Origin of the sequence: Vibrio sp. Of7-15, assembly GCF_022347565.1 — a bacterium.
In the GTDB taxonomy this organism is placed as follows: domain Bacteria; phylum Pseudomonadota; class Gammaproteobacteria; order Enterobacterales; family Vibrionaceae; genus NORP241.
In genome coordinates this window covers 57,700-84,623 of sequence record NZ_JAKRGH010000021.1, presented here as the reverse complement: position 1 = coordinate 84,623, position 26,924 = coordinate 57,700, and the positions used below count along the sequence as shown (strand labels likewise).

At 44.5% G+C, this 26,924-nt stretch carries 28 protein-coding genes and 1 riboswitch; of the genes, 7 read left to right on the top strand and 21 right to left on the bottom strand.

All coding sequences use genetic code 11. The features are described from left to right. Positions 1-643 precede the first annotated feature (643 nt). Complete coding sequence (locus MHO82_RS18910; RefSeq protein WP_239186383.1) at positions 644-1,093, top strand: RNA-binding protein; 450 nt, start codon at positions 644-646, stop codon at positions 1,091-1,093. Here MHO82_RS18910 and murI read toward each other — a convergent pair. Genes murI through MHO82_RS18895 form a run of 3 tightly spaced genes read right to left on the bottom strand, consistent with a single transcriptional unit; the run spans position 1,065 to position 4,493 of the window. Continuing rightward, positions 1,065-1,862: a glutamate racemase gene (murI, locus tag MHO82_RS18905; protein WP_239186377.1), complete on the bottom strand. Its 798-nt coding sequence runs from the start codon at positions 1,860-1,862 to the stop codon at positions 1,065-1,067. The two genes, MHO82_RS18910 and murI, sit on opposite strands and share 29 nt — an antisense overlap. 45 nt (positions 1,863-1,907) lie before the next feature. Continuing rightward, positions 1,908-2,573, bottom strand: a complete 666-nt coding sequence (locus MHO82_RS18900; RefSeq protein ID WP_239186375.1) for an adenine nucleotide alpha hydrolase — start codon at positions 2,571-2,573, stop codon at positions 1,908-1,910. 39 nt (positions 2,574-2,612) lie between these two features. Next, on the bottom strand, positions 2,613-4,493 hold the full coding sequence (locus tag MHO82_RS18895; protein ID WP_239186373.1) for a TonB-dependent receptor: 1,881 nt from the start codon (positions 4,491-4,493) through the stop codon (positions 2,613-2,615). Positions 4,494-4,527: 34 nt separating this feature from the next. Continuing rightward, positions 4,528-4,760: riboswitch (cobalamin riboswitch) on the bottom strand. Between the two features lie 148 nt (positions 4,761-4,908). Between MHO82_RS18895 and trmA the strand changes: the two genes are divergently transcribed. After that, a complete protein-coding gene (trmA, locus tag MHO82_RS18890) occupies positions 4,909-6,015 on the top strand; it encodes a tRNA (uridine(54)-C5)-methyltransferase TrmA (protein WP_239186371.1) in 1,107 nt (368 codons plus the stop codon). Positions 6,016-6,090: 75 nt separating this feature from the next. Here the strand turns inward: trmA and MHO82_RS18885 are convergent, their stop codons facing one another. After that, positions 6,091-6,471, bottom strand: coding sequence for a YijD family membrane protein (locus MHO82_RS18885; RefSeq protein WP_239186369.1), 381 nt, complete (start codon positions 6,469-6,471; stop codon positions 6,091-6,093). 26 nt (positions 6,472-6,497) lie between these two features. Continuing rightward, on the bottom strand, positions 6,498-7,130 hold the full coding sequence (gene fabR, locus MHO82_RS18880) for an HTH-type transcriptional repressor FabR (RefSeq protein ID WP_239186367.1): 633 nt from the start codon (positions 7,128-7,130) through the stop codon (positions 6,498-6,500). Positions 7,131-7,451: 321 nt separating this feature from the next. Here fabR and sthA point away from each other — a divergent pair, with 321 nt between their 5' ends. Further along, positions 7,452-8,867: a Si-specific NAD(P)(+) transhydrogenase gene (gene sthA / locus MHO82_RS18875; protein ID WP_239186365.1), complete on the top strand. Its 1,416-nt coding sequence runs from the start codon at positions 7,452-7,454 to the stop codon at positions 8,865-8,867. Positions 8,868-8,929: 62 nt separating this feature from the next. On the opposite strand, the gene dinF is transcribed toward sthA, so the two are convergent. From dinF to MHO82_RS18850, 5 genes are all read right to left on the bottom strand, one after another. Continuing rightward, a complete protein-coding gene (gene dinF / locus MHO82_RS18870) occupies positions 8,930-10,267 on the bottom strand; it encodes an MATE family efflux transporter DinF (RefSeq protein ID WP_239186381.1) in 1,338 nt (445 codons plus the stop codon). 99 nt (positions 10,268-10,366) lie between these two features. Next, on the bottom strand, positions 10,367-11,284 hold the full coding sequence (gene cyoE / locus MHO82_RS18865; protein WP_239186363.1) for a heme o synthase: 918 nt from the start codon (positions 11,282-11,284) through the stop codon (positions 10,367-10,369). Continuing rightward, positions 11,277-12,377 carry a COX15/CtaA family protein gene (locus tag MHO82_RS18860; protein WP_239186361.1) on the bottom strand — a complete coding sequence of 367 codons (1,101 nt, stop codon included), beginning with the start codon at positions 12,375-12,377 and terminating at the stop codon, positions 11,277-11,279. Before MHO82_RS18860 ends, cyoE begins: the two co-directional genes overlap by 8 nt. Positions 12,378-12,425: 48 nt before the next feature. Further along, on the bottom strand, positions 12,426-13,022 hold the full coding sequence (locus MHO82_RS18855; protein WP_239186360.1) for a cytochrome oxidase: 597 nt from the start codon (positions 13,020-13,022) through the stop codon (positions 12,426-12,428). After that, positions 13,022-13,693: an SURF1 family protein gene (locus tag MHO82_RS18850; protein ID WP_239186358.1), complete on the bottom strand. Its 672-nt coding sequence runs from the start codon at positions 13,691-13,693 to the stop codon at positions 13,022-13,024. Before MHO82_RS18850 ends, MHO82_RS18855 begins: the two co-directional genes overlap by 1 nt. Positions 13,694-13,724: 31 nt before the next feature. Between MHO82_RS18850 and MHO82_RS18845 the strand changes: the two genes are divergently transcribed. Further along, entirely contained in the window at positions 13,725-13,955 is a 231-nt protein-coding gene (locus MHO82_RS18845) for a DUF2909 family protein (RefSeq protein WP_239186356.1), read from the top strand. Positions 13,956-13,987: 32 nt separating this feature from the next. Here the strand turns inward: MHO82_RS18845 and MHO82_RS18840 are convergent, their stop codons facing one another. The 7 genes from MHO82_RS18840 to MHO82_RS18810 form a co-directional block, all read right to left on the bottom strand. Next, entirely contained in the window at positions 13,988-14,878 is an 891-nt protein-coding gene (locus MHO82_RS18840) for a cytochrome c oxidase subunit 3 (protein WP_239186354.1), read from the bottom strand. Between the two features lie 9 nt (positions 14,879-14,887). Then, on the bottom strand, positions 14,888-15,460 hold the full coding sequence (locus MHO82_RS18835; protein ID WP_239186352.1) for a cytochrome c oxidase assembly protein: 573 nt from the start codon (positions 15,458-15,460) through the stop codon (positions 14,888-14,890). Then, positions 15,444-17,066 (bottom strand): cytochrome c oxidase subunit I, encoded by a 1,623-nt coding sequence (gene ctaD, locus MHO82_RS18830; RefSeq protein ID WP_239186350.1) that lies wholly within the window; start codon positions 17,064-17,066, stop codon positions 15,444-15,446. Before ctaD ends, MHO82_RS18835 begins: the two co-directional genes overlap by 17 nt. Positions 17,067-17,079: 13 nt before the next feature. Continuing rightward, complete coding sequence (gene coxB / locus MHO82_RS18825) at positions 17,080-18,231, bottom strand: cytochrome c oxidase subunit II (protein ID WP_239186348.1); 1,152 nt, start codon at positions 18,229-18,231, stop codon at positions 17,080-17,082. A 236-nt stretch (positions 18,232-18,467) separates the two neighbouring features. Then, on the bottom strand, positions 18,468-19,265 hold the full coding sequence (locus MHO82_RS18820) for a class I SAM-dependent methyltransferase (RefSeq protein WP_239186346.1): 798 nt from the start codon (positions 19,263-19,265) through the stop codon (positions 18,468-18,470). Positions 19,266-19,380: 115 nt separating this feature from the next. Continuing rightward, positions 19,381-20,007 carry a transcriptional repressor LexA gene (gene lexA, locus MHO82_RS18815; RefSeq protein WP_239186344.1) on the bottom strand — a complete coding sequence of 209 codons (627 nt, stop codon included), beginning with the start codon at positions 20,005-20,007 and terminating at the stop codon, positions 19,381-19,383. 86 nt (positions 20,008-20,093) lie between these two features. Beyond that, positions 20,094-20,459, bottom strand: a complete 366-nt coding sequence (locus MHO82_RS18810) for a diacylglycerol kinase (protein ID WP_239186342.1) — start codon at positions 20,457-20,459, stop codon at positions 20,094-20,096. 216 nt (positions 20,460-20,675) lie between these two features. Here MHO82_RS18810 and plsB point away from each other — a divergent pair, with 216 nt between their 5' ends. Beyond that, the gene (gene plsB, locus MHO82_RS18805) at positions 20,676-23,102 is read left to right on the top strand and encodes a glycerol-3-phosphate 1-O-acyltransferase PlsB (RefSeq protein ID WP_239186340.1); all 2,427 of its coding nucleotides are present in this window, start codon (positions 20,676-20,678) and stop codon (positions 23,100-23,102) included. A gap of 100 nt (positions 23,103-23,202) precedes the next feature. On the opposite strand, the gene ubiA is transcribed toward plsB, so the two are convergent. Together ubiA and MHO82_RS18795 are read right to left on the bottom strand one after the other, a co-directional pair. Then, a complete protein-coding gene (gene ubiA / locus MHO82_RS18800) occupies positions 23,203-24,057 on the bottom strand; it encodes a 4-hydroxybenzoate octaprenyltransferase (protein WP_239186338.1) in 855 nt (284 codons plus the stop codon). Beyond that, entirely contained in the window at positions 24,058-24,597 is a 540-nt protein-coding gene (locus MHO82_RS18795; RefSeq protein ID WP_239186336.1) for a chorismate lyase, read from the bottom strand. Positions 24,598-24,857: 260 nt separating this feature from the next. Here MHO82_RS18795 and MHO82_RS18790 point away from each other — a divergent pair, with 260 nt between their 5' ends. Continuing rightward, positions 24,858-25,187, top strand: a complete 330-nt coding sequence (locus MHO82_RS18790; RefSeq protein ID WP_275440676.1) for a flagellar basal body-associated protein FliL — start codon at positions 24,858-24,860, stop codon at positions 25,185-25,187. A 110-nt stretch (positions 25,188-25,297) separates the two neighbouring features. Continuing rightward, entirely contained in the window at positions 25,298-25,486 is a 189-nt protein-coding gene (locus MHO82_RS18785) for a hypothetical protein (RefSeq protein ID WP_239186332.1), read from the top strand. A gap of 18 nt (positions 25,487-25,504) precedes the next feature. Here MHO82_RS18785 and glpG read toward each other — a convergent pair whose 3' ends face one another. Then, positions 25,505-26,350: a rhomboid family intramembrane serine protease GlpG gene (glpG, locus tag MHO82_RS18780; RefSeq protein WP_239186330.1), complete on the bottom strand. Its 846-nt coding sequence runs from the start codon at positions 26,348-26,350 to the stop codon at positions 25,505-25,507. Between the two features lie 2 nt (positions 26,351-26,352). Further along, positions 26,353-26,682, bottom strand: a complete 330-nt coding sequence (glpE, locus tag MHO82_RS18775) for a thiosulfate sulfurtransferase GlpE (RefSeq protein WP_239186328.1) — start codon at positions 26,680-26,682, stop codon at positions 26,353-26,355. Between the last annotated feature and the right edge of the window lie 242 nt (positions 26,683-26,924).

Genomic DNA, 26,924 nt, shown 5'->3' with positions numbered 1-26,924 from the left:
TCTTCAATTTAAAGTTTTGATTCTCTTAATAAATAAGAGGAGGCTCAACGAATACTGATGTTTCAACAAAGTTGAAACGAATTGACTGTGCCAAATAACCTTTCTCTATAAAGAGAAAACGTATTTGTATTGGTCACTCAGTTCATTGATGCCATTTTGCTTTCACTTTTAAAAAGCGAAGACAAATAGTTTTGACTATCTATTCACGAGTGCCCACACAGATTGCATGGTCAAATTGTTAAAGAACTTGACTTCAGGCACTTAAAATGGTTAAGCACTGAAGAGGACGGCCATTCTAATGATTTCGGTTAGAGTGTCAAGCACTTTTTCTAACTTAATTTCTCAGGACTTATAATCCAAACTGAATCAAAGGCTGAACTCTTATTTGAGGCCCGCTCTCCGTGTCAGTGAGGCGGCATTATAGAGAGTTCGATCACATTGGCAAGCACTTTTATCATAAAAAAACTCGTTCGCTCACTAATCCATCAGCTACCCCTAAAACCCCTTAAGACTCCAACATTTGATGATCATCACATTGATGTATTGGCAATCAAAGAACAATAAAAGTAATATCTATGTGATATTGGTGTTAATTTATACACTTTCGCCTTCCGCTTACTAATAGATATTGTAGTTTTTAATGATGAAATCTTTTAATCCACTTTTTCCTGTCATTGCTATTGCCATTATAGGCTCTCTAGTAATGCATCTTCTTTCTATCCCTTCTTTTCTTGCTTTTAGTTTTGGTGTTCTCGCTACCGCTGTTTTCATGACAGTTAACCCAAACCCAATTTCACTTCCGACAAGAAAAACAGAATCAGAACCAAGTAAGACCATCTACGTTGGCAACCTTCCATACAGAGCCAATGAAAGTGATGTGAAAAAACTGTTTGCAGATTACGGTGACGTGTTTGCAGTTCGTCTAATGAAAGATAAACGCACGGGTAAGCGACGTGGGTTTGGTTTTGTTGTCATGGCAGGTAATGATGCAGAGGCGGCAATCTCTGCTTTAAATAATAGTGACTATGGCCAACGAACGTTAAAAGTAAGAGAGGCTAACGATCCTAAAGGCCAGGAAGATTCAAATGAGTAACTCGTGATAACTTCATTGAGTATAAACTTCTATTTAGTGCTGCTTCATTTTTTGTTGCAGCACTACAATAAACCCGATTAAATATTTCCTCACTGCTTCTCATCTCACTTTCTAGTAATGACTTAACACGCTTAGCAATAGCAAACCCCGAGTCGACCATTTTAACGTCTTTACCCATTACCGCCTGAATCTCTTCTTTTAACAATGGGAAATGCGTGCACCCCAGTACAATGGAATCCACCAGCCCTACCCATTTTTTCAAAATGAATGCGAGCTCTTCTAAATCCGGTTTCTCACCACGAAGCTTATCTTCTGCCATTTCAACTAATCGTGTAGAGCCCATCATAACGACCTCTACACCGTTCGCAAACTGCTCAACGAGTTCATAGGTATAATCACGTTCAACTGTGGCTGGTGTTGCCAATAAGCCAATACACTTTTTAGTCGACCCTAAAGCGGCAGGTTTAATAGCAGGCACTACCCCCACCACAGGTATAGAAAGCATTTCTCTTAAAGTAGGTAAGACAATAGTGCTGGCAGTGTTGCACGCAATCACCACGATATCGACGTGATCAGATAAAACGAAGTGTTCAACAATAGCAGATGTTCTTTTTATCAGAACGTCACTATCTAGTTCACCATAAGGGAAAGCGGCATTATCAAAAACATAGGTATATTGTAATTCTGGTAATAAAGATTGAATCTCCTGATACACGGATAGCCCGCCAACACCAGAATCAAATATTAGAACATTTTTAGCCACAACCAATCTCTCACTTTACCAAGTGGCGCTATCATACTGCCTCATTTTCATTTAGGAAATACGCGCTGTGTATCTTTGATAATGAAAGCGCTCTTCTCTTTCTACTGTACTGGGTGCAATTAATAATGGTGTTCTAAAACATGGGGCATCCACCACCAAGGTGTGAAACTCACCATTTTCACCACAAGGATCAACTTGGCATGGTAACTGTTCTAAAAAAGCGTCATCAAACCACACTCCACAGAAACGGCCATCAAGCTGACTTGTATCAATTGTCGTGACTAAAGTTCGGATCCCTACCGATAATATTTCTTGTGCTAATTTTTTGCTGTCTTGCCCTAGTAAAGGAAAAACACACTCCCACCCTGCTTTTTCAATGTAACCACGACGATAATCGGCTATCCCATTACAAAACATATCACCAAATGCGACAGCATCTATCTTTAGTTCACTCTTCCTTAAACCATCGACTACTAGAGACTGATAAACTGAGTTCGACGGAAACACCTCTGGTAATAAAATAGTGACAAGTGGTAGCCCAATTAAATCGGCTTGTTGTTTTACGATTTCAATAGGTGTGGCTTGAAACGGCACTTCCTCATCAACATGAGTGGTATATAACCCCACCAATTCATAAGTCGGATCCTGCTGTAACCGTAATAACGTTAACGTAGAGTCTTTTCCCGATGACCAACTCACAATCACTTTTTTCTTCATGACATTTACCTAATAAAAAACCGCCCGGAGGCGGCAAATTTAGAATTGATAGTCAGCAGATAAATAGTAGCTGCGTTCAGGACGGTCATACCCTTTCGCCGTCTGATATTCCTTATCAAATAAATTCGCGATTCTTCCTCGCAGCGTGACATCATCATTAATGAAATAATTCAAAGACACATCAACCACACTATAAGCATCTAAGACTGTTTCATTTTTGGTATCGTCAAAACGTGTACCTTGATATAGATAGAATAAGTCAGCTTGCCAATTGTCTGCTAGATAACTCACATTCCACTTCGCATTTTTTTTCGCTCGACGCGCCAGCTCTTTATTTTCGAGAACTAATGGAGCACCAAATGCACTGGTTTTCACTTTCGTGTCATTATCCATGAAGTCAGCAGATACATTATGGATGAAATCGCCAGTCCAGAATTCAACTTGAATCTCTACCCCTACAATTTCAACATCTGAGTTTTCTAAATCAACCCCTTTGCCTTGATATTGAATCAAGTTGTCGACCTTGGTTTTATAAGCCACCACTTGCCAATCCAGTAACTCATGGAAACCAACAACACCAAATTCATAAGATAATGACTTTTCAGGTTCTAGATTTGGGTTCCCATAGTCCGGCCAATACAAATCATTGTATGTTGGTGCTTGGAAGGCAGTACCTGCAGTGGTAATGACCCGCAGCTGATCAGATAAATTCAACCCTGCCCCTAACTGCCAAGTCGTAAAGTCACCAAATTGATCATTGTCATCGTAGCGAACTGCAGCTTCTAACTGATATCGCGCTGGCGCGTGAACCACAGACACATAACCCGCTCTGTTTTTCCGACTTTCTTTTTCATAGCTCTTATAAATAGGTGCAGGGGATGCCCAGCTATCCCATAATTGAGAGTCAGCAACGGAATCTTTCGTATAATCAGCCCCAGCTTGCAGTGTTGTCGCCTCTGACAATAAAAACGTATTTAACCAGTTAACAGATTCCCTATCTGTAACAATTTGGCTGCCAGGCTCTTCACCGCCAGTATTCGTATTTTCATCTCTGTTTAACGCCACAATTAGAGAAGAATGATATCTGTCAGACTCATAATCCAGCTGAGTAGCAACATTATATAACTCGACTTCCGATGTATCAGGGCTTTTCAAACTATTCGGACCGGAAAGGTAATATTCATAATCAGACTCGCTTTCCGTATAAAACGCACTGACGCGTGCTTGAAAGCGATCACTTAACTGAGCACCAACTTCAGCAATAATGTCCGTTTTCTTATAACCATCTTTATCCGGCTGCGCCGTTGGTGAATCTTGATGAGAAATATTATAACCATCAGCTTTTTCGGTATTAACACCCACCTTACCCCACACATTATCAGAGAAGGAGCCAGCCACAGATGCCTGTGTATGATGGTAACCAAAACTGCCCACCCCCGCAGAAACATGACCTTGTGTCTCTTGAGGATGAGTCGAAGTAATAACATTAATCACACCGGACACGGCATCTGCGCCATAAACCGCCGCACGCGTACCACGAATTAACTCAACACGCTCAATACTGGCAATAGGCAACGCAGAATAATTAGCATAACCGAGAGTTGAACTACCAAAACGAACACCATCGATTAACACAATCACATGCTTAGATGAACCACCACGCAGAAATACAGAGCTAGCTTGCCCAGTTCCGCCATTATGCACAACTTGAACACCAGGTAAACGCTGCAAAACTTCAGTAAAAGAATGCACTTGCATTAAGTTAATTTCTTCTTTGGTCACCACATCAACAGACGCAACCGTATTGACTTTAGATTGCTCAAAGCGGTTTGCCGTCACCACCATGGTTTCATCCGACGCACTGACATGACTGTGAAAAAACAACGACGCCACCGCCGCCGATAAAAGAGTTTTTTTCATTATAATAGGACCTAAATCGCGTTAATTTTCCGAGCGTACGCTCCATTACACTGGCAGGTTTTCGGACTTAAGAGCATGGCTGAACAGCCACCTACAGTATCAACTTCCCATTTAGAGCTTCCACAACCTTGCGTTGTGTTCAGATAAACAGTGTTTGGGTTCACCCCACGTACTTTCGTTCTCTTTTACCGCTGCGCGTCAGTTCTGGATTCGAACCAGATTCCCTAAAAGCCGTATAGATGGCTAACCAGCGCGCGTGATACTAGAGAGGATCAAGCAGGTTGTCTATAGATGTTTACAAAATGAAATAGACTTGGGGTCGATAAGTTTGCCCTGTTTGGAATAACAACACTGGACATCAGCTATCTTTAGAATAAAATCTGCGCTCTTTCTTTGAGCAGTGTGAGGCCAACCAATGGCGGATGAAGTGATGAACCCAGCAAACTACCAACAGCAACTTGATGACAAAGCAGAACGCTTAACTGGCATGTTTGCCCAATTCGATGTGCCGGAATTGGAAGTTTATCATTCACCAGCCGAGCACTACCGCATGCGTGCTGAGTTTCGTGTATGGCATGAAGGGGATGAGCTTTACTACGTGATGTTCAACCAAGAAACCCGCGAAAAATACCGTGTTGACCAGTTTTTACCTGCAAGTCGCTTAATTAATGACTTAATGCCATTACTGGTAGAAGCAATGAAAGATAACGAGGTATTGAGAAAGAAACTGTTCCAAGTCGATTTTCTTTCAACTCTGAGCGGCGAAATTTTAGTTTCTTTGCTTTACCACCGTCAATTAGATGATGAATGGACACAAGAAACCAAAGCCCTAAAACAGCGTTTAAATGATGAAGGTTTCAACTTAAACATCATTGGCCGCGCCCGAAAAATGAAAATCGTATTAGATCAAGACTACGTTATTGAAAAACTAAAAGTAAATGACGATACCTTGATCTACCAGCAAGTCGAAAACAGCTTTACACAACCAAATGGTATTGTGGCACAAAAGATGCTGGAATGGGCAGTAGACTGTACTCTAGACAGTGAAGGCGACTTGTTAGAGCTGTATTGTGGTAACGGTAACTTCTCATTAGCACTGGCGAAAAACTTTGAGCGTGTATTGGCAACCGAACTGGCTAAGCCGTCCGTAGAATCTGCCCAGTACAACATCAAAGCCAACAACATTGATAATGTACAAATCATTCGTATGTCGGCAGAAGACTTTACTGACGCAATGGAAGGTAAACGTGAATTCCGCCGCTTAAAAGATCAAAACATCGATTTGCAAAGCTACAATTGCAATACCATCTTTGTTGATCCACCACGCTCAGGTATGGATGAAGGAACATGTCGCATGGTACAAGGCTATGAACGCATCATGTACATTTCGTGTAACCCTGACACGCTAAAAGAGAACTTAGAAATTCTCAGTGAAACACACCGCATTACTCGTTTTGCTTTGTTCGATCAATTCCCATACACACACCATATGGAAGCGGGTGTGTTCTTAGAGCGTAAATAAACGCAACATTACCGAGTTTCAGATATAAAAAAACGAGCACTTGGCTCGTTTTTTTATATTAGGATATACATCAACTTATTCAGTCGCTGCATCTTTTTCTGATGAGGTATCTAGAATGCCAGCTTTCACTGCAACCCACAGCAGCAACGACATTGTGATGATGATTGAGAAATAGTTTGATCCCATTTCTGGATTCAGCATTCGTACAAATGCGGAATAACCAAACGCACCTACAAAAAAGCAGGCTAGTGACATTAGCGGAGTGCCTTCTGGCATCGGCTTACGTAAGTATTCTTGGTATAGAGATTGTACAGCCAGAACCATCGCAATCACAGGGAAAATAGAAAACGCTACTTGGCTAACGGTTAAACCCGCTAACATAGCATTACCACAAACACCTGCAACAAGCGCTAGAATCAGCGTCTTCCGTTCTGTTTTAACGTGTTCTTTCGTCATTTTACTCACCTAAATGATAGTGTGATTTACAATTTGTCTCTTAGTGCTTGGCGCTCTCGATCTTTACGGTACCAATACGCGCCTTTCGAGATCATACGAAGTTGCATCACTAACCGCTCAGCCAATATTTCTCGAGATGGGTTATCCAAATCTAACGCTTCTGCACCAGAGCTAAATACCAAAGTCACTGACGCTTCCGCTTGAGTATAAGCTTCTTCATGAGAGACTCCCGTTTTAGCAACAAGGTACTCGGTTAATTCTGCAACAAAGTGTTGAATTTCTCTGGCTACCGCGGCCCTAAAAGCGGCGGAAGTGCCTGAACGTTCACGTAGTAATAAGCGAAATACATTGGGGCTACTTTCAATAAATTCCATGAAAGTTTCAACAGAGGTTCGAATCACACTACCTTCAGTAGCAATTCGTTGGCGAGCTTGACGCATTAACTGACGCAATAACAAACCGCCTTCGTCGACCATGGTTAACCCGAGCTCATCCATGTCTTTAAAATGACGATAGAACGAGGTAGGAGCAATACCCGCCTCACGCGCAACTTCACGTAAGCTAAGGCTAGAAAAACTGCGATCAGCACTCAATTGGCCAAAAGCAGAATCTATTAATGAACGACGTGTTTTTTCTTTTTGTTGAGCCCTAATACCCATGCACTTCTGCTTTATCCATACTGTTATTCAGCCCTTACTATACCTCGTTTTTCAAGGGTATGCAGCGCAGGTGCATACTTTACTGTTTTTTATTCTGGATGATCAGCGCAATATTACGACTTTTAACCTAGCTCACACAATTGATACAAACCCTTCTCAACAAATCCCAAATCAAAGCAATTATTTTGGAAACAAGACTCACTTTGCTCAAGACAACGTGATCCTGACCACCCTATCTAGCCAGCAACATTTACCAATAAGCCGAAAAAGTTACACTAACAATAAAGCAATGTTGATAAATTGATAAAAAAGGCCTTAAAGATGACGAAAAAAACAAAAACAAACTCAGCCCATTTTGATGCCATCGTCATTGGTAGTGGTCCAGGCGGTGAAGGGGCTGCAATGGGGTTAACCAAAGCAGGGCTCAATGTCGCCATTATTGAAAGAGAGTCCAGTGTAGGTGGCGGCTGTACCCACTGGGGAACCATTCCATCAAAAGCCCTTCGTCATGCTGTTAGCCGTATTATTGAATTTAACCAAAACCCAATTTACTGCCAAAACAACACCAGTCTACACTCCACGTTTTCTAATATCTTAAGTCATGCCAAAAGCGTAATAGATAAACAGACCCGAATGCGCCAAGGTTTTTATGATCGCAACTTGTGCTCACTCATTTTTGGTGAAGCCAAATTCATTGATGCCAATACCATTCAGGTCACCAAACCCGATGGCAGTGTGGAACGCTACACGGCAGATAAATTTGTGATTGCGACAGGCTCTCGACCATACCGCCCACAAGGCGTGAACTTTAACCACAGCCGCATTTACGACAGCGATTCCATCCTAGAATTAAAACACGACCCTCGCCATATCATTATTTATGGTGCCGGCGTGATTGGCTGTGAGTACGCCTCTATCTTCCGTGGCCTAGGAGTGAAAGTTGACTTGATCAACACTCGCGACCGCATGTTGGCTTTTCTTGATAACGAAACCTCAGATTCTCTGTCATACCATTTTTGGAATAGCGGTGTGATGATCCGAAATGATGAGACCTTTGAAAAAATTGAAGCCACAAAAGATGGTGTGATTGTTCACTTAGAATCTGGCAAAAAAATGAAAGCCGATTGCATTTTATACGCTAACGGCCGAACTGGTAATACAGACCGTCTGAACCTAGAAGCGGTTGGCCTAACCCCAGATTCTCGTGGCCAGTTAGCCGTGAACGATAATTACGGCACCGAGGTCGAGCATATCTTTGCCGTGGGTGATGTGATTGGTTACCCAAGTCTTGCCAGTGCGGCTTACGATCAAGGCCGCATCGTGGCACAAGCCATTACCCAAGGAAAAGCACAAGGCCGCTTAATTGATCATATTCCTACCGGCATTTATACCATTCCAGAGATCAGCTCTGTGGGTAAAACAGAGCAAGAGCTGACCGCTGATAAAGTGCCTTACGAAGTGGGACGCTCTTCCTTTAAACACCTTGCTCGTGCTCAAATTGCCGGAATGGATGTCGGTAGCCTAAAAATTCTCTTCCACCGTGAAACAAAAGAGATTTTAGGTATTCACTGTTTTGGTGAGCGTGCGGCGGAAATCATTCACATAGGCCAGGCCATCATGGAACAAAAAGGGGAAGCTAATACCATTGAGTATTTTGTTAACACCACCTTTAACTACCCAACCATGGCTGAAGCTTATCGAGTTGCAGCCTTGAATGGTTTGAATCGTTTATTCTAACCCAATGTCATAAATAGAAACTCTATAAACAACAAAGGCTACCCAACACGGTAGCCTTTGTTTTAGTTACTGACTAAAAAAGTCTTCTTTTGCCACTGCCGATAAAACAGCACACCAAGGCCAATGCCTCTCATGGCCATAAAACTCAGCATCGCAGCCCATAACGCGTGATTGCCATAATCTTGCATCAGCCACCACATCACAAAAAAACTGCATGTCGCGACAAACATGCTGTTACGCATCTCTTTTCCTTTGGTGGCGCCAATAAAAATACCATCTAATAAAAAGCACCATACCGAAACTAACGGTAATGCCACCAGCCACGGTAAATAAACACTGGCCTGCTGCTGAACCGACTCAATGGACGAAATCAAACTCACTAACTGCATACCCCAAACACCAAACACGACGGTTAACCCGGAGCAGATCACCAAGCTCCAAAACGTGGTGCCGACTAATGTTCGCCCTAGTTCTGATTCGCTTTTGGCACCAATGGCTTTCCCCACCATCGCTTCCATCGCATAAGCAAAGCCATCCATGCCGTAGGAAATGATCATCAAAAAGCTCATTAATACCGCATTCGCTGCAACCACATCATCCCCTAACGCTGCCCCTTGAAACGTCATAAAACTAAACGCCGCTTGCAAGCACAGGGATCGTAAAAAGATATCGCGATTCAGTTTCAGTAAGCTAGACATGCCTTGCCCCACGAGAGAAAGCTTGGACAAAAGCGATGGTAAGATCTGAGTACGCCACTGCTTACTCACAAACCAAAGTCCCAACCCCAACCCACTGTAATCCGCTAACACAGATGCCAGTGCAGCCCCTTCAACTTTCCAGCCAAACCCAATGACAAACACCACATCTAGTACAATGTTGACGACATTGGTGACAATCACCATCCACATGGGATAACGCGCGTTTTGAGTACCCAGTAGCCATCCCATCAGCACAAGATTGGTTAAGGCCGCAGGTGCACTCCAGATACGAATCGAAAAATACTGCTCTGCGTATACCTTTACCTCATCACTGGCATTACTAAGGGAGAAAACCAGATCACTTAATGGCTGGTGCACAAGTAATAAGGTAAAGGCCAATAACAACGACAACGCCACACCTTGCACCATAATTAAGGTCAACTGCTCTTTATCGTCTGCCCCTTGTGCTTGCGCCGTTAACCCAGTGGTCGCCATACGTAAAAAGCCCAACAGCCAAAAAATAACGCTGATCATGGTGCCACCAACCGCCACACCACCTAAATACCAGGCATGTTCTAAATGACCAATCACAGCTGCATCCACCAGCCCCAATAAAGGAACAGTGATGTTCGATAGCACCATGGGTAGAGCAAGTAATAATACCTGTCGATGAAGCGACAAGTCTTTTAAAGAAGTGAGCACGCATACCTCACACTGACTAAAGGGGGCAATCAGTGTAGCGTGCTCAAAATTATCCACCAACCACTTATCTCATCCTTAAGACACTTTCCTCCCTGTTGCTTAGCGTAGTAAACCCGTAAACCAGTGATCCGCCAGCAGCACAACAAACAGCAGTAAAAGGTGCCAAATAGAGAACTTAAACGTATTCCACGCCTGTTTCTTATCGGAGCCGATTTTAAGTTTCACCGCATGATATAAAAAGCCAAAGTTAAGTAAGGTACTGCCTGCCAAATACAGCTCACCACTCATGCCAGTGAGCCAAGGTAACGTACCCACCGCCAATAAGATCACGGTATAAAGCAGCACCATAGTTTTCGTAAATTCACTACCATGAGTTACTGGCAACATAGGCACGCCCGCTTTGGCATAATCTTTTTTACGATGAATGGCCAGCGCCCAAAAGTGTGGTGGTGTCCAAGTAAAAATCAGCATCACCAATAGCAAAGCATGAGGGTGCAATTCTCCTGTCACCGCTGTCCAACCGAGTAATGGCGGAGCAGCCCCCGCCAAACCACCGATCACAATATTTTGTGGTGTCGCGTGTTTTAGCCAGACCGTATACACCAAGGCATACCCCACCAAACTCGCCATGGTCAACCACGCCGTCAGTGGGTTAAGCTGCCACAGCAAAGCAAAGCCCACTACCATCAATACCACACCAAATAACACCGCTTTATGGGTTTCCACCCGCCCTTTGGCTAAGGGTCTGTGTAATGTTCGCTGCATTTTGGCATCAATACGCCTATCCAACACATGATTAAACACCGCCGCAGCCGCAGACTGACACCCAATCCCCAACAGCCCCACAACGACCACGTAAGCGGAAGGTAATGTTGGCACCGCTAAACACATGCCAACTAACGCAGTAAGCAGTAACATGGCCACCACTTTGGCTTTGGTCATCACCAGATAATCTCGACACACTTCTTGCCATGATGGTGAGTGCGCCTGCAGTGGTTTAACTAATGTCTTAGCCATACGTCCTCCGTGACAATAACGATGTATCCGAACTGATTGATGTTTTCAGCAAAGCATAGTGATAATTGGTAATGATCACCGCTTGTAACAGGCAAGCGGCGACAAAGTGATGCGCTAACGCCACACCTAAAGGCAAAGACAGCACAACGTTTAGTACACCTAACGTAATTTGAATAATTAAGAGGCCTGCACACAACAGCAATAAACCTCGTAACTCGTGTTGCGACCACATTTTCACAACCATGATTAAAACCGCCAAGGCAGTCACTAATGCGCCAATACGATGAGTCACATGGATAGAAACGCGATCAGTGTAATTAAGCACACCATATTGATACGTTTCGTGATCACCTTGCAGCGGGCTAAATGCCCCAACGTTATAGCTGCTTAGCCAATCCACTTCACAAAAAGGCAGCTGAGTACAAACCACAGCGGCATAGTTAGCCGATGTCCAACCACCAAGTAAAATTTGTCCGATCACACATAACAGGGCAAACACCAGCCATGGTTGCCAAGATGACGTTGAAGGGTAGGAAGGTGTTCTTGCAGAGGCCAAAGAGATAACGACGTTTGGCTTCACAGATTCATGAGCAGGCTCTGAAGAGGCATCGTTTTCTTTAGGCAGACGCTGTCGCAACCGCAAAGCAAACAAAACCAATAACGATAAAACCGTAAACCCACCCGCTAGGTGCCCCATGACCACTATGGGTAATAAGTTCATTGTGACGGTCCACATCCCCAAAACCGCTTGAAACACCACCGTCGCCAGTAACCCCAGCGCATGCTTTTTGGGAGCCAAAGGCACTCGCCAAGCAAACACCGTAAGCGCAAGAATAAGCAGCCCAAGCGTACCGGCAACATAGCGGTGGATCATTTCATTCCATGCTTTTTCTTCTTCAATCGGTGCATTAGGAAAAGCACTGTTGGCCGCCGCTTGTTGTGCCTCACTGGTCGGCACCGATAAAAAACCGTAGCAGCCAGGCCAATCAGGACACCCCAGCCCAGCTTCGGTTAAGCGGGTATAGGCGCCAAGCGACACCACCACTGCAGCCAATAAAATGGCAAAATATGTCAGGCGTAATAATCCCTTCATGCTCACTTCCTTCCCTGAAATGCCTCACTATGACGAAACGGCGTCCACTCACCCCACTTTCGATAACTTTAGTAATCGCTTTAAATCTAAAAAGGTGTCTTTTCCAAGTTTCAATATGGCTTGTTGCTGCTCTTTTTCCGGTAATACCTCAAGAAACTGAAGCGGGTACGCCATGACCAAATTGCCCAAAGGGTCGACAATATACAACGCCGTTAACCCTTCCGGTAACGCGGCTGATTGGTACTGTTCTTGGCTAATAGTGATCGTTGTAATCACTTCATTTAGATCACCACTAACTTCAGCCTTCTGGGCTTTATCATGAGTAATGACGGAGCTTTGAACACGATCTTGCTTACGACCTAATGCTTGCGGAACTTGACGTAAAGTAAACAGAGCCGCTTGGCATACCTCATCACACGCTTCCGGCAACACATACATCAACTGCCAAGATGAAGGCGTGCTGACCCAATCAGGAGCGGGCTGGGCGACCAAAACCCCTCGATTAGTGCTCCCTCCTTGATACCAACCTTGTTCCAGCACCAACTTAGCCATACCTATGGGCAATACGAATACCGCCAATAGCAGCAACAAATTTCTACGGGCTTTATTCATGAATGGTCGTGGTGCTGACGGTGATGATTGCATCAGGCTGATCTCCTTATCCACCAGATGAAAAATACGCTAATGGCTATCGCTAACCCAAACCACTGAACGGCGTAACCATAATGACGTTCAGGCCCTACCACAATGGGTTGCCAACTCGGTTCTAACTGTGGAGATACGGGTTGCGAGACATGAATGATTTTATCGATGATCAAAGGCTTATCCATGTAACTGGCAAGATGCTGTGGCTCTATTTTCTGAACCCGCTGAGGCCAAGAATCATCGTATTGTTGCTGTGCTAGTACAAAGCTGTCTGAAGGCTCACTCAACACACCTTCTAATTTAATTGTAGTGCTAAGTGATGGAATTGCAGGTAATTGTTGTCTATTTACTGGTGCGGGCAACCAACCTAAGTCGGCTAAAACCCACGTAGCATCAGCAAATACGGGCATAAACAACCGATACCCCACTTTGCCTTTATTCATCTGATTATCGAGTAGGACCGCTTGAGTTGGGTCGATATTGACTTCTCGACTTACGCGATCGCCATACCCACTGTGGGCCAACTGCTCAAAATGCGTAATGATCCGCTGCGAGTCTAATTGAGCTAATAACACTTCTTTTTGCTCGGCACGTTCTAACTGCCAAAAACCCAACTTGACCAATCCTAACAGCACAACCACAGTAAAAAGGCTAAAGCTAAGTTTTCGCATCTCATCACCTTAATCAATGGAAAGGAACACCATGATCCTATTACTCAAAACGCTGCTGGTATTTTTACTCGGTTTTATTATTTTTAACCTCTTTCGAGCCTTGCCGATTTTGCTCAAAGGCCCAAAAAAAGACAGCGCCGACACCCCACAAACCATGTCGAGTTTTTTAGGGCGCCGAGTGCTGCTGTCTGCTGTTGTCTTCATTCTGTTACTGATTGGCTTAAGTTCAGGGCTGATCACCCCTCATTTACGGCCATATTGATAAACTCACACTGAGCAATAAACACAGCGCACCTACAAGATGTAAACAAAGATAAATAGGCATAGCCACACCACATCCACAAAGTGCCAATACCAAGCACCAGCTTGAAACGCAAAGTGCTGCTTAGCAGTGAAGTGTCCTTTCACAACTCGAAGCCAGACAATAAATAAAATAATGGTTCCCATCGTCACATGCATGCCATGAAAACCCGTCAGCAAAAAGAAAGTATTACCGTAAATACCGGAATCTAACCGCAAGTCCATGTCTTGATAAGCATGGACATACTCCACCCCTTGCAAATAAACAAACAAGCAACCTAATAACACCGTCACCAACAACCATAAGGTCAGTTTAGGGCGCTCATCTTGTTCAATCGCCGTATGAGCAAAGTGTACCGTCACCGATGAGAGTAAAAGAATGAGGGTGTTGTATAAAGGTAACCCCCAAGGCCCCATCGCCGTGGTCGTGGTGCCATCTGGGGTGGTGGTTAAAGGCCAAACTGCCTCAAAAGTCGGCCATAACACTTCATGGGTCATGGCATTATTACTGGCACCACCTAACCACGGAATGGCGATCATACGGGCATAAAAAAGCGCACCAAAAAAAGCGGCAAAAAACATCACTTCGGAAAAGATAAACCAGCTCATCCCTTGGCGAAATGAACGATCTAACTGGGAGCTATACAAACCAGACATGGATTCATTAATCACATCTCGGAACCAACCAAATAGCATCAACAATAAAACGCCAATGCCAGACAACAGGATCCATGGCCCTTTACCATCAAACAACTCGCCAATCATGCCGCCAGCCCCTAAGGCAATCAAGAACAACGCACAAGCGCCAACGATAGGCCAAATACTGGATTCCGGAACGTAATAAACTTCATGTTTTGTGTTCGGTGTTGAATGTGACTCCGACATCTCAACCTCCTACAATTTCGCTTGTACAGCAGATTCTTGATCTGCACTAAATAAGGTGTACGACAAGGTTAATGTTTTTATGTCATCGGGGAGTTCTGGATCAACATAAAACAATAACGGTAATTCGGCTTGCTCACCTGCGGCCAACGCCTGACGGTTAAAACAAAAGCACTCTATTTTATTAAGGTACTGCGCTGCTAAGCCGGGGCTCACTGACGGTACAGCTTGGCCTGCCGCCTCATTAATGGATAAGTTTTTCGCCAGATAGCTGATTTTGTGCGTCTCTCCAGGAAATACCTTTAGGGTTTCCACTTCAGGCGCAAATTGCCAGGGCATGTCCTTATCAATGTACGCCACAAACTCAACCGTCACCTGTCGACTGCGATCAATCTGGTTACTTGCCTGCGCTTGAACATTGCTGGTTTTGCCGTTAATCCCTGTAATATCACAGAACACGTCATACAAAGGGACTAACGCAAAAGCAAAACCAAACATGCCGATGGCTAATAAACTCAGCTTCACCACACTCTGACGATTTTTGTTTTGGCTATGGCGTTGTTCTTCCTCAGTGGGGTCTGTCATCACATTCCTCCAGCTTCGGTGGGGTAGAGAAAGTATGGTATGGCGCTGGTGATGGCACTTGCCACTCTAACCCTTCTGCACCATCCCACGGTTTCGCTGGCGCTTTTTCACCGCCTAACACACACTTCACCACCACAACTAAAAAGATCAGCTGCGATAAACCAAACGCAAAACCACCAATACTGACAATGGCATTAATATCGGCGAACTGAAGCGCATAATCAGGTATTCGACGCGGCATACCCGCTAACCCTAAAAAGTGCATAGGGAAAAACAACACGTTCACTGAAATCAAAGAACACCAAAAGTGCGCTTTTGCTAAAGTTTCATCAAACATGTTGCCTGTCCATTTAGGCATCCAGTAATACGCCGCCGCCATAATGGAGAAAATAGCTCCCGACACTAAGACATAGTGGAAATGCGCCACCACAAAATAGGTGTCGTGATACTGAAAATCTGCTGGCGTGATAGCCAACATCAACCCAGAGAAACCACCAATGGTGAATAAAACAATAAAGGCAATGGCAAACAACATGGGCACTTCAAAAGTCATGGACCCTCGCCACATGGTCGCCACCCAGTTAAACACCTTCACCCCCGTAGGAACGGATATCAACATGGTGCAGTACATGAAAAACAGCTCAGCGGCCACGGGCATCCCAGTGGTAAACATGTGATGTGCCCATACAAGGAAACTCAAACCAGCAATTGACGCTGTGGCGTACACCATCGAGCTATAACCAAACAAGCGCTTCCGAGAAAAAGCAGGAATGATGGCAGAGATGATCCCAAAGCTCGGCAAAATCATGATGTACACTTCTGGGTGACCAAAGAACCAGAAAATATGCTGGAACAGTACCGGATCCCCCCCACCAGCCGCATCGAAGAAACTGGTACCAAAATACTTATCGGTCAACACCATAGTGACGGCCCCAGCTAAAACTGGCATCACCGCAATCAGCAAAAAGGCAGTGATTAACCATGTCCATACAAACAGCGGCATTTTCATGTACGTCATGCCCGGCGCACGCATGTTCATGATGGTCACAATGACATTAATGGCCCCCATGATGGAGCTGATCCCCATAATATGAACCGCAAACACAAAAAGTGCCGTATTCGAAGAGCTATACGTCGTTGAGAGCGGAGCATAGAAGGTCCAGCCAAAATCAGGCCCCCCACCTTCTAAAAACAGAGAAAACAGCAATAAGAAAAAAGCAAAAGGTAAGATCCAAAAGCTCCAGTTGTTCATGCGAGGCAAAGCCATGTCTGGCGCACCAATCATCATGGGGATCATCCAGTTTGCTAACCCCGTAAAAGCGGGCATCACCGCACCAAACACCATGATAAGACCATGAACTGTGGTCATCTGGTTGAAAAAGCTCGGTTCAATTAACTGCAAACCCGGTTGAAATAACTCAGCCCGGATCACCATCGCCATGGCACCGCCCGTTAAAAACATGGCAAAGCTAAACATTAAATACAGAGAGCCAATGTCTTTATGGTTGGTGGTCACCACCCAGCGCATCAAGCCTTTCGGTTTATGATCATGGTGAACCCCATCACCATCAACGACGGGATCGGTATTGTTTGTCATATCCGTCATGACTGCTTACTCCTTAAAATGATTCACCATTAAGAACCGCTTGAACTTGCGCGGCTTGAACCGTCGATCCAGTATCATTTCCCCACGCATTCCGCTCATACGTGATCACCGCCGCCAGTTCTTTCAGGCTTAACTGGGCTCCAAACGCTTGCATGGCAGTGCCTTGCTTGCCATTCACCACAATCGCGATATGCTCCAACAACCGATCTTCTTTAATGGCCATTTCAGCCCCCGCTAATGCAGGAAAGGCACCTGGAATACCTTGCCCTTCGGCCATATGGCACATCGCACAACGAGCCTGATAGGTTTTTTCACCCAGCGCCATCAGCTCATCCATGGGCATTTGCATATCGAGTAAACGCTGCTCTTCTTGCTTAGCAATAAGCTGCTTTTCTGCGGTTTGCTGTAACCAAGCATTAAATTCCGCTTCTGGTTTTGCCACGACCACTATCGGCATGAAACCATGATCCTTGCCACACAGCTCGGCACACTGGCCGCGGTAAATACCGGGTTTATCAATGCGCGTCCATGCCTCGTTAATGAACCCTGGGTTAGCGTCTTTTTTCACAGCAAAATCAGGCACCCACCACGAGTGGATCACATCTTGAGACGTAATTAAAAAACGCACTTTTTTGCCAATGGGCAGAACCAAAGGCCTATCCACTTCCAGCAGATAATTTTCACGTTTTGCAAGGCTGTTATTGATTTCGGCAGGCATGGTGGCAAGCAAAGAATAATATTCGACATCGTTGCCAAAATATTTGTAATGCCATTTCCATTGAGAACCCGTTACTTGAATGGTGATGTCCGCTTCGCTGGTATCTTCCATCGCCAACAGCGTACTGGTTGCAGGCACTGCCATAGCAATCAAAATGACGAATGGAATCGCGGTCCACAGGATTTCGACTTTGGTACTTTCATGGAAAGAAGCGGGAATCGCCCCTTTAGATCGGCGATGATGAAAAATTGCCCAAAACATGGCGGCAAACACCACCACACCAATCGCTACGCAGATATAAAAAATGGTCATGTGTAAATCAAACACGCGTTGACTTACTTCTGTGACCCCTGGTGTCATGTTTAATGACATGGCTTTTTGCTCGGCGACAACAGGCAGAGCCAACACTGCCAATACCGTGCCGCTGATCAGTTGGCGAATAGACACCCTGATCCCTCCTCAGCCTTCCTGGCTGATGCAATTCATTGCAAAAAAGAATAAAAAATCACCCAAAACAAATGCACGGGATCGCTGTCTCCGTTAACACTTGATTAACATTTAAGTTAGTTCAGGATTGGAGAAACAGACAAAAAAAAGCCGCAATTAATTAGCGGCTAAGTTTACGACAGAGAATTTATTATTATTTTTCAGATGGTAAGGAAGCGTTTTATTTCACTACGGGCTTACCATCGCAAATGAACAAGAACCGGGGTCATTCGATACTTCAAAAAAGGCATTTTGGTCAGCCAGCGTTGCCATGGTTTCCAGCGGCTACAATCACGTTCAATCGGCGATACCACACTCACTTTTTCAGCCCAAGGTAACCAACCTAAAACACTGGCGGCCGGATCTGCTAAACCATGTTGATAATCAGCACTGCCCATTTTTTTGGCAAGACGACTATGGCACTTATCACCCGCCACCACAAAACACGCTTGAGCATGATTAAATCGGCGACCCAACATCTGCACAAAGCTGGCCATTTGAGCTTGCTTACACTCCAATAATGCCTGCTCACACACGATCAAAACTGGCACCCCTTCTGGCACTGGCAATAAATTCAACCATTCAGTATCCGTCACAGATCCACAGCGCATATGGTAACGCTCATTGGTGTGAAATAGTCTCTGCCGCCATAGCAGGTTTTCATTAATATCCAACTCCAACCAATGACAGCGACCATTATCTAAACGATAAAATCGAGTATCAAGGCCAGCACCAACGTTGACAATCCAACCGCTGGGGTGCTGTTTTAAGAATGATTTAACTTGTTGATCACATTGATAAGTAAGAGTGGCATGAAGTAATTGGCGCTGGTTAATGTCTCCCGTTAGGCACTCGGGAGCAAGATGGCATTGCTGGCAGGCAGCGGCCGCAATGGGATCATAAATCAACCCATCATCAGCTAGACTCTCTCGACTACGTAACCAGAGTGGCTGAAGTAAATTAGCTGGAATTTGGTAACGCTGAGAGCGAGTCATTATCTTCTCCTATAAAAACAGCAAGGAGATGATAATGACTATCATTAGCAAATGTAAAGAAATATCCGCTTAATGTTGAAAAAAAGTACAAATGTCCATACTTTATTTCATGGTATTACATCCAATCTGCGTTACGAATAACACCCACAGCAATGCCTTCAATCGCAAGGTGCTGATGAGAAAGATCCACAACAATTGGAGAAAATTCTTCATTTTCTGCGTGCAGTAAAACTTCAGAACCCTTACGCTCAAGGCGTTTCACTGTGACATCTTCATCAACACGAGCAACAACCACTTGGCCATCACGTACGTCTTGGGTTTTATGTACAGCCAGCAGATCACCATCCATGATGCCGATGTCTTTCATACTCATACCATTTACTCGTAACAAGAAATCAGCTTGAGGTTTAAACATTGACGGATCCACTTGGTAATGGGTCTCTACGTGCTCTTGGGCTAAAATTGGCTCACCAGCAGCAACCTGACCAATTAAAGGCAGGCCAACATCATCATTACTCGCTGGTGTCGTATCCAATAAAATGCGAATACCACGAGATGCACCAGGGATGATCTCAATCGCTTGTTTACGTGCTAATGCTTTTAAATGCTCTTCAGCCGCATTAGCTGATCGGAAGCCCAGCTCACGAGCAATTTCCGCTCGTGTTGGTGGCATTCCCGTGTCTTCTATCTTTGCTTTGATCAAATCAAAGACTTCTTGTTGGCGGGGCGTTAACGGCTTCATAGCTCACCTGTCTTTTTATACAGTTCACTGTGAGTATATCCAGTGATAGTGCTCTTGCAAAGCCTAATGGTGCTTAATTAGTCAATTTATGACAGAAACAAGGCTTCTATCCAAATATACCCCGTAATAAACATGGTGATCATCACCGCCGCCGAGCCCGTATCTTTAGCACGACCTGCCAGCTCATGAAATTCAGGACCAATGCGATCCACCACGGCTTCCACCGCTGTATTCAATAATTCCACTACCAGCACCAACAGCACTGAACACACCATGAGCACGCGCTGCCACTGCTCGACATCCACAAAAAATGCCGTCGGGATCAACACTAAAGCCAACCATATTTCTTCACGAAAAGCCGCTTCATGCTGAAAGGCAGCACGTAAGCCCTTAGTTGAATATTGTGTTGCTTTAATAACCCGTTTGATCCCTTTATTCGGTTTGGGTGGCATCTCTGTCTCCTTCATCATTAGCCATTATACTTGATGCTATTGCTGGTTTGATTCTCATCAGAAAGCGGTGAAAAAAAGCACTAGCTTACAATTATATCGCCTTTTTTTCTTAAAAGGTTCGACCAGTTTCTGCTATTCTTGCCCGGCACCAATACTCGTGCCCAAGAAAAGAGTTGGTTAAACGGCCAACCAATATATAGAGGCTTGCTAATTACCATGTCGACTGGACAGAATTTTTATCGCACGCTGCTAAAACTACCCCTATCATTGTTAGTCAAAAGCAGCTCGATTCCATCTAATCCGGTGGAAGACCTTAAGCTAGATTTATCAAGGCCCATTGTTTACGCCTTACCTTTTAGTTCACAGACCGATCTCCTTACTTTTAGAGAGAACGCGCTAAAACTTGGCTTACCGGACCCACTATCAACACTCGAAATTAACGGTCAACATTACTCTCGTTACGTATTTATTGCCGACGGACCAAAACTGTTCCGCCAAAAGCAAGACTTACCACAAGAATCCGTAACGCTGTTTGGCCAATTGTTAGATTTACACAAGCACGATTCTGAATTAGACATTCAAGTCATCCCAACCACAGTATTATGGGGACGCAAACCCGGTAAAGAAGGAAGGGACACCCCTCACTTACAACCACTGAACGGCCCGCAAAAGCTCACTGCCGTGACGACATCAGGCCGAGACTGTTTAGTCCGTTTAAGCCCGCCAGTTTCCCTACGATACATGGCCGACAAACACGGTACGGATAAGAGCATCGCTCTCAAATTGGCGCGTGTGGCTAAGATTCATTTCTCTCGCCAAAAGTTAGCGGCATCAGGGCCTAACTTACCGAACAGACAAGAGCTGTTCAAACGCTTATTGCAATCTAAAGCCATTGAAAAAGTGGTAGAAGATGAAGCACGCAGCCGTGGTGTTGCAGTAGAAAAAGTACGTAAAGAAGCCATCGATATGATGGAAGAAATTGCGGCGGACTTTTCTTACTCTCTCATCAAATCAGGCGAGCGCTTTTTAGGTTGGTTGTGGAATAAACTCTACCAAGGCCTGAACATCAATAATGCAGCCACCGTTCGTAAACTAGCGCAAGATGGCCATGAGATTGTGTATGTGCCTTGTCACCGCAGCCACATGGACTATCTACTGCTGTCGTATGTGCTTTATCATGAAGGCATGGTGCCACCGCACATTGCTGCGGGAATTAACTTAAACTTCTTCCCAGCAGGACCTATTTTCCGCCGTGGTGGTGCGTTCTTTATTCGCCGCAGTTTTAAAGGCAATAAACTGTACTCCACCGTCTTCCGCGAATATTTATCTGAGCTGTTCACAAAAGGCTACTCAGTAGAATACTTCAGTGAAGGTGGTCGTTCGCGCACAGGTCGCTTACTTCAAGCGAAAACAGGTATGCTCTCCATGACAATTCAGGCGATGCTGCGTGGCTTAAACCGCCCGGTGACCCTAGTGCCAGTGTACATCGGTTACGAGCACGTGATGGAGGTAAGCACCTACGCCAAAGAACTGCGTGGTAAACGCAAAGAAAAAGAAAACGTCGGCCAAGTCTTACGCACACTTCGTAAACTACGCAACTTCGGCCAAGGTTATGTTAACTTTGGTGAGCCAATTCCACTCAACCAGTACCTAAATGAGCATGCTCCAAACTGGCATGAGTCCATCGACCCGATTGAGCCGCAAAAACCACAGTGGATGAACCCGGTCGTTAACGACTTGGCGAACAAGATGATGACCCATGTTAACGATGCTGCGGCTGCTAACGCACTCACTTTATGTGCCACTGCGCTGCTGGCTTCTCGTCAACGTGCATTAAGCCGCGAAGATTTAGAGCAACAGATCGAATGTTACTTACAGCTATTGCGTAATGTGCCTTACTCTGCCACCAGCACAGTGCCAGAAAAAACAGCGCAAGAACTGCTGGCTCATGCGGATAAGCTCAACAAGTTCGTCACCGAAAAAGACACCCTAGGCGATATCATTTCTTTGGATCGTCAACAGTCCATTTTAATGACTTACTACCGCAACAACATCATTCACTTGTTCGCACTGCCATCACTGATTGCTCAGTTGGTTGTGCAAAATAAAACAATTTCTATTGCTCAAGTGAAACAGCAAGTCCATAGCTTGTACCCGTTCTTGAAAGCGGAACTGTTTTTACGCTACCAGGACAATGAACTGGATGAAGTGGTTGATAAGCACATTGAAGAGTTAGTGCGTCAAGGCTTGATCTTACAAAATGATCAGCAGCTGTCGTTAAATAACTGTCGTATCCGCGTCCTTCATTTACTGGCTCGTACCATCATGGAAACACTGCAACGCTACGCCATTGCGGTCACTCAGTTACGAGCAGAGCCTCAGCTAGGTAAAACAGAACTTGAGCAACAAAGCCAAGTGATGGCACAACGCCTAAGCCGCTTACATGGTATTAATGCCCCAGAGTTTTTTGATAAAGGGGTATTCTCTATCTTATTTAATACGCTGAAATCAGAAGGCTATTTAAATGAAGAGGGCCATGGCGTCACAGAAAAAGTGGATGTGTTGGCCACTGATTTAGCCGCTCTAGTATCTCCAGAAGTGAAGCTGACCATTCAAGCGGTAATGAACCGCGAAGAAGACTAAGTTCTCAACAAGACTTCCTCATAAGAAAAGCCATAAAAAAACGCTGCCAATTTCTGGCAGCGTTTTTATTATTCATGGTGAATGCAAGCGAAAAGCTCACTCACCACACACTAATGGCTAAACCCACAAACAACACCATACCGACGTAGTTGTTATTTAAAAACGCTTTAAAGCACGCCTCTCGTTCTCGCTCACGAATCAGCATTTGTTGATATACAAATAACCCACCAGCGACCAGCACTCCCCAATAAAAAGCACTACTGAGTGATAACCACCAACCCAGCCCGATCAGTAACACCAAAGACAAGAACTGCAATACACCAATGATCAGCTTATCAAAACGACCAAATAAAATAGCCGTCGACTTCACGCCAATTTTCAAATCATCATCGCGATCCACCATGGCATACAAGGTATCGTAAGCCACCGTCCATAAAATATTAATCACAAACAACACCCACGCTTGAGCTGGCAAGGCATCAGCTTGCGCCGCATAAGCCATTGGGATCGCCCAGCCAAACGCCATACCCAGTACAAACTGAGGCATGTAAGTAAAGCGCTTCATAAATGGGTAAGCCGCAGCCAACAGTATCCCTACAACCGACAACATGATAGTCAAACTATTCATGGACAGTACTAGGACAAACGACGCCAACGCCAGCACAAAAAAGAGCCCTAATGCCTCTTTTTCAGTAACCAAACCTGCTGGCAGTGGCCTTTGAGCAGTGCGTTTTACGTGCCCATCCACATGGCGATCCGCGTAATCATTGATCACACAGCCTGCCGATCGCATGAACACCACACCCAATACAAACACCACTAAGACATCTAGACGTGGCATGCCATCTGCGGCTAAAAACAGTGCCCATAGTGTTGGCCACAACAGCAATAAACTGCCAATAGGGCGGTTCATTCGCGTTAATTGCCAAAACGCTTTGGCTTTTGTCATCTCCACTTACACGGTCTCCTTGGTATAAATTGGAGCTTGTGGCAAAAATAACTCCGCCACTAACATAGGTTTTTCATTCATCCATAAACGTGAGCGACGCGCAAACAGCGGCCCGATTTCCGTTTCAGTTAAACCCACTTGAAGGGCATCTCGACGGACCTTTTCGGCACTAAACACCGTTAGCCCCAATGGAATATTTCCTTGGCGCACCAGATCGTATTGCTGGTTTTTTAAGGAAGGAACAGGAATTAACGTACGGCCAAAAACCCAAGATGAGAGATCACCCTGTAAAATAACTTGTCGACGCAAACACTCATGCTCACCAATAAGAAATTGTTCTTCTAAACTTAAACTATCAACAGGCACAACCTGATTTTCTAATAGCGATACCGTCAATGCTTGACAATATTGCTCTAAACGACGCGATAAAGAGCCTTGCTCTAATAACCACTGTTTATGATAGTGAGTAGCAAATACAAAATCGCTGGGGTCTTTCCAGCAGACATTTTGTAAAGCGGACATGTACAACTGATTGATATCTGACATATTCTCTTTGGCAACTACCGTTTTTTTTGTCATTGTTGGTAGAATGCGGTTAATTTATTACCATCTCTGCCGACTATTGTAACAAGGAGAGAGCACGACGAATATCGTTACGCTCTCGATCTCTATAAACATTGGTCATTTTCTACGATGGATATGATTTACAAATGGATGAAACGATGAAAAAAAATCACCTATTCGGTTTATTATTTTGCTTCACTGCCCTTTTCTCGACCATCGGCCATGCAGAAGAAGAGGAAGGCATGCAGCCTCAGTTTGGCTATTTTACGCTGGCTCCTGATCTCACCACCAATTTCATGACGGCAGGCAAAAAGCTCGGTTATATTCAAGTTCGCGTTGATATTATGGTAGCAAACAATTTGATGCTACCAACATTAGAAATGCATACACCACTTATCCGTGATGCACTAGTTGAGATTCTAGGCCAACAGCCTGAAGATAAAATCAAATCGTTAGCCGGACGTGAAGACATTCGTAAAGAGTGTTTAGAGCACATCAACGCACTTCTGCTAGCAGAAACAGGAAAAACCGTCATTACCGATTTGCTCTTCACTAAATACTTGTATCAATAATTATTTCCGTGCATCGGTGCGGTGAGTTTTAGTTTTACTCACTGGTTCAGTCTTAGGTCAGCTTCGTCAATTACACTTCTTTTTTGACCTGCTGATCAAAGGCTCCCTCCATGATAAGAACGTCTTTCATCCTTTTTTCTTTACTCTTAGCTGGTTGCAGCAACTACCAAAATTCAGTGATGAAAACAGAATCCAACCAAGTTATCTGTGACACCATCAAGCATTCTGAACAACCATCCGAGTTGAAAATCGACGCACAGCGTGAAGCACAATACCGAGGCATAATCTGTCAATCGTAACGTCAATGAGTCAGTGTCTTACTGACTCGTTTCGCTCTTCTTTAACCACTTCACATCAATCACAGCCAACAAACAACCCGATAGTAAGCCAACTAAATGAGCAGTGTTTGCAATGGCCATAAAGGGTTGTGCAAAGCCGATGACAAGCCAAATCAGCATAAAGCCAATGAGTGGTTTTGCCATTACCAAACCACGTTCAGGTGCTAGCCAACCGGAAAACCAGATGTATCCCACTAAAGCGTACACCACGCCAGACAAACCACCGAAATTTGCTCCCTCTACCCAGAACTGGCCAAGACCAGAAAAGAGTGCCGATAATAAAAAAATCTGGACGAGTTTACCTGCTCCAAGTTTTTGTTCGACCTCTCCTCCCAGCTGCCACCACCACAATAAATTAAACACAATGTGTACGGCCGAGAAATGAAGCAAAGCATGGGAGAAAAAACGCCACACTTCAAACTTCTGCTCTGCGTAAGCAGGAAAATGAAACAAATTAAAAACAGACTGTGACCAGCCAAAGAGTTGCAACGTAAACACAGCAATGCAAGAAAACATCACCATCAACGTAAATGGCCTTGCTCGCTCCTTAAACATCAATATTAAGTTCAAAAAAAAGTCACTAAATTTAGCAGTACGGGAATCGACCACATGCCATGAGGCCGCTTGGTATTTCGAATTATGCGGCTCTGCTAAAAAGTGTTTCAGCTCAGCCTCCGCTTCTACCACGTGCTGGCTGTCCATCAACCATAAAGCAAAGCACCCTTCCGACTCCGGCATCATTTTAATATCAATATGACGTGAGGCCATGTAATCGATGAATGCTTGAGCCAGTCTTGGGTTATCCAATACCGCTAATTTATTCATTTTTATCCCATTTGAACAACGGGTAGCGCTTGTCGTTGCCAGCCTTCAAAACCGCCATCAACACTATATACTCGCTCATACCCTTGGTTAATCAAGTATTGTGCAGCGCCTTGGCTGCTTATGCCATGGTAGCACATAACCAAAACAGGCTGTTCAAAGTCTACCTCATTCATAAAAGCAACCATGGTGTCATTCGTTAAATGATACGCCTCCGGTGCATGCGCGAGCGCAAAAGATTGAGGATCTCGAATATCGACCATTACCGCATTTTCTGCGCTGTCTTCTAATAACTGATGTGCCCCGTCAACCGAGATATGCTCAAACTGCTCCATACTTTTTCTCTTTACTCTGCTTACTCAAAAATTGCAGTAATTGTACCTTAATGTTCACCAAGCACCTCCATACCTTACACAGGGTCATTATGACTACTTTTTAACCACCTGTGGAAAAGCCTGTGAATTGCGTTGATAAAGTAGATCAAGAAAAATAGATCCACTATATATAGTAATGATCCTTTTTAATCTGTGGATAAACTATTTTTATAAAGCACAATAAAAGTGAAAACAAGCCCCGA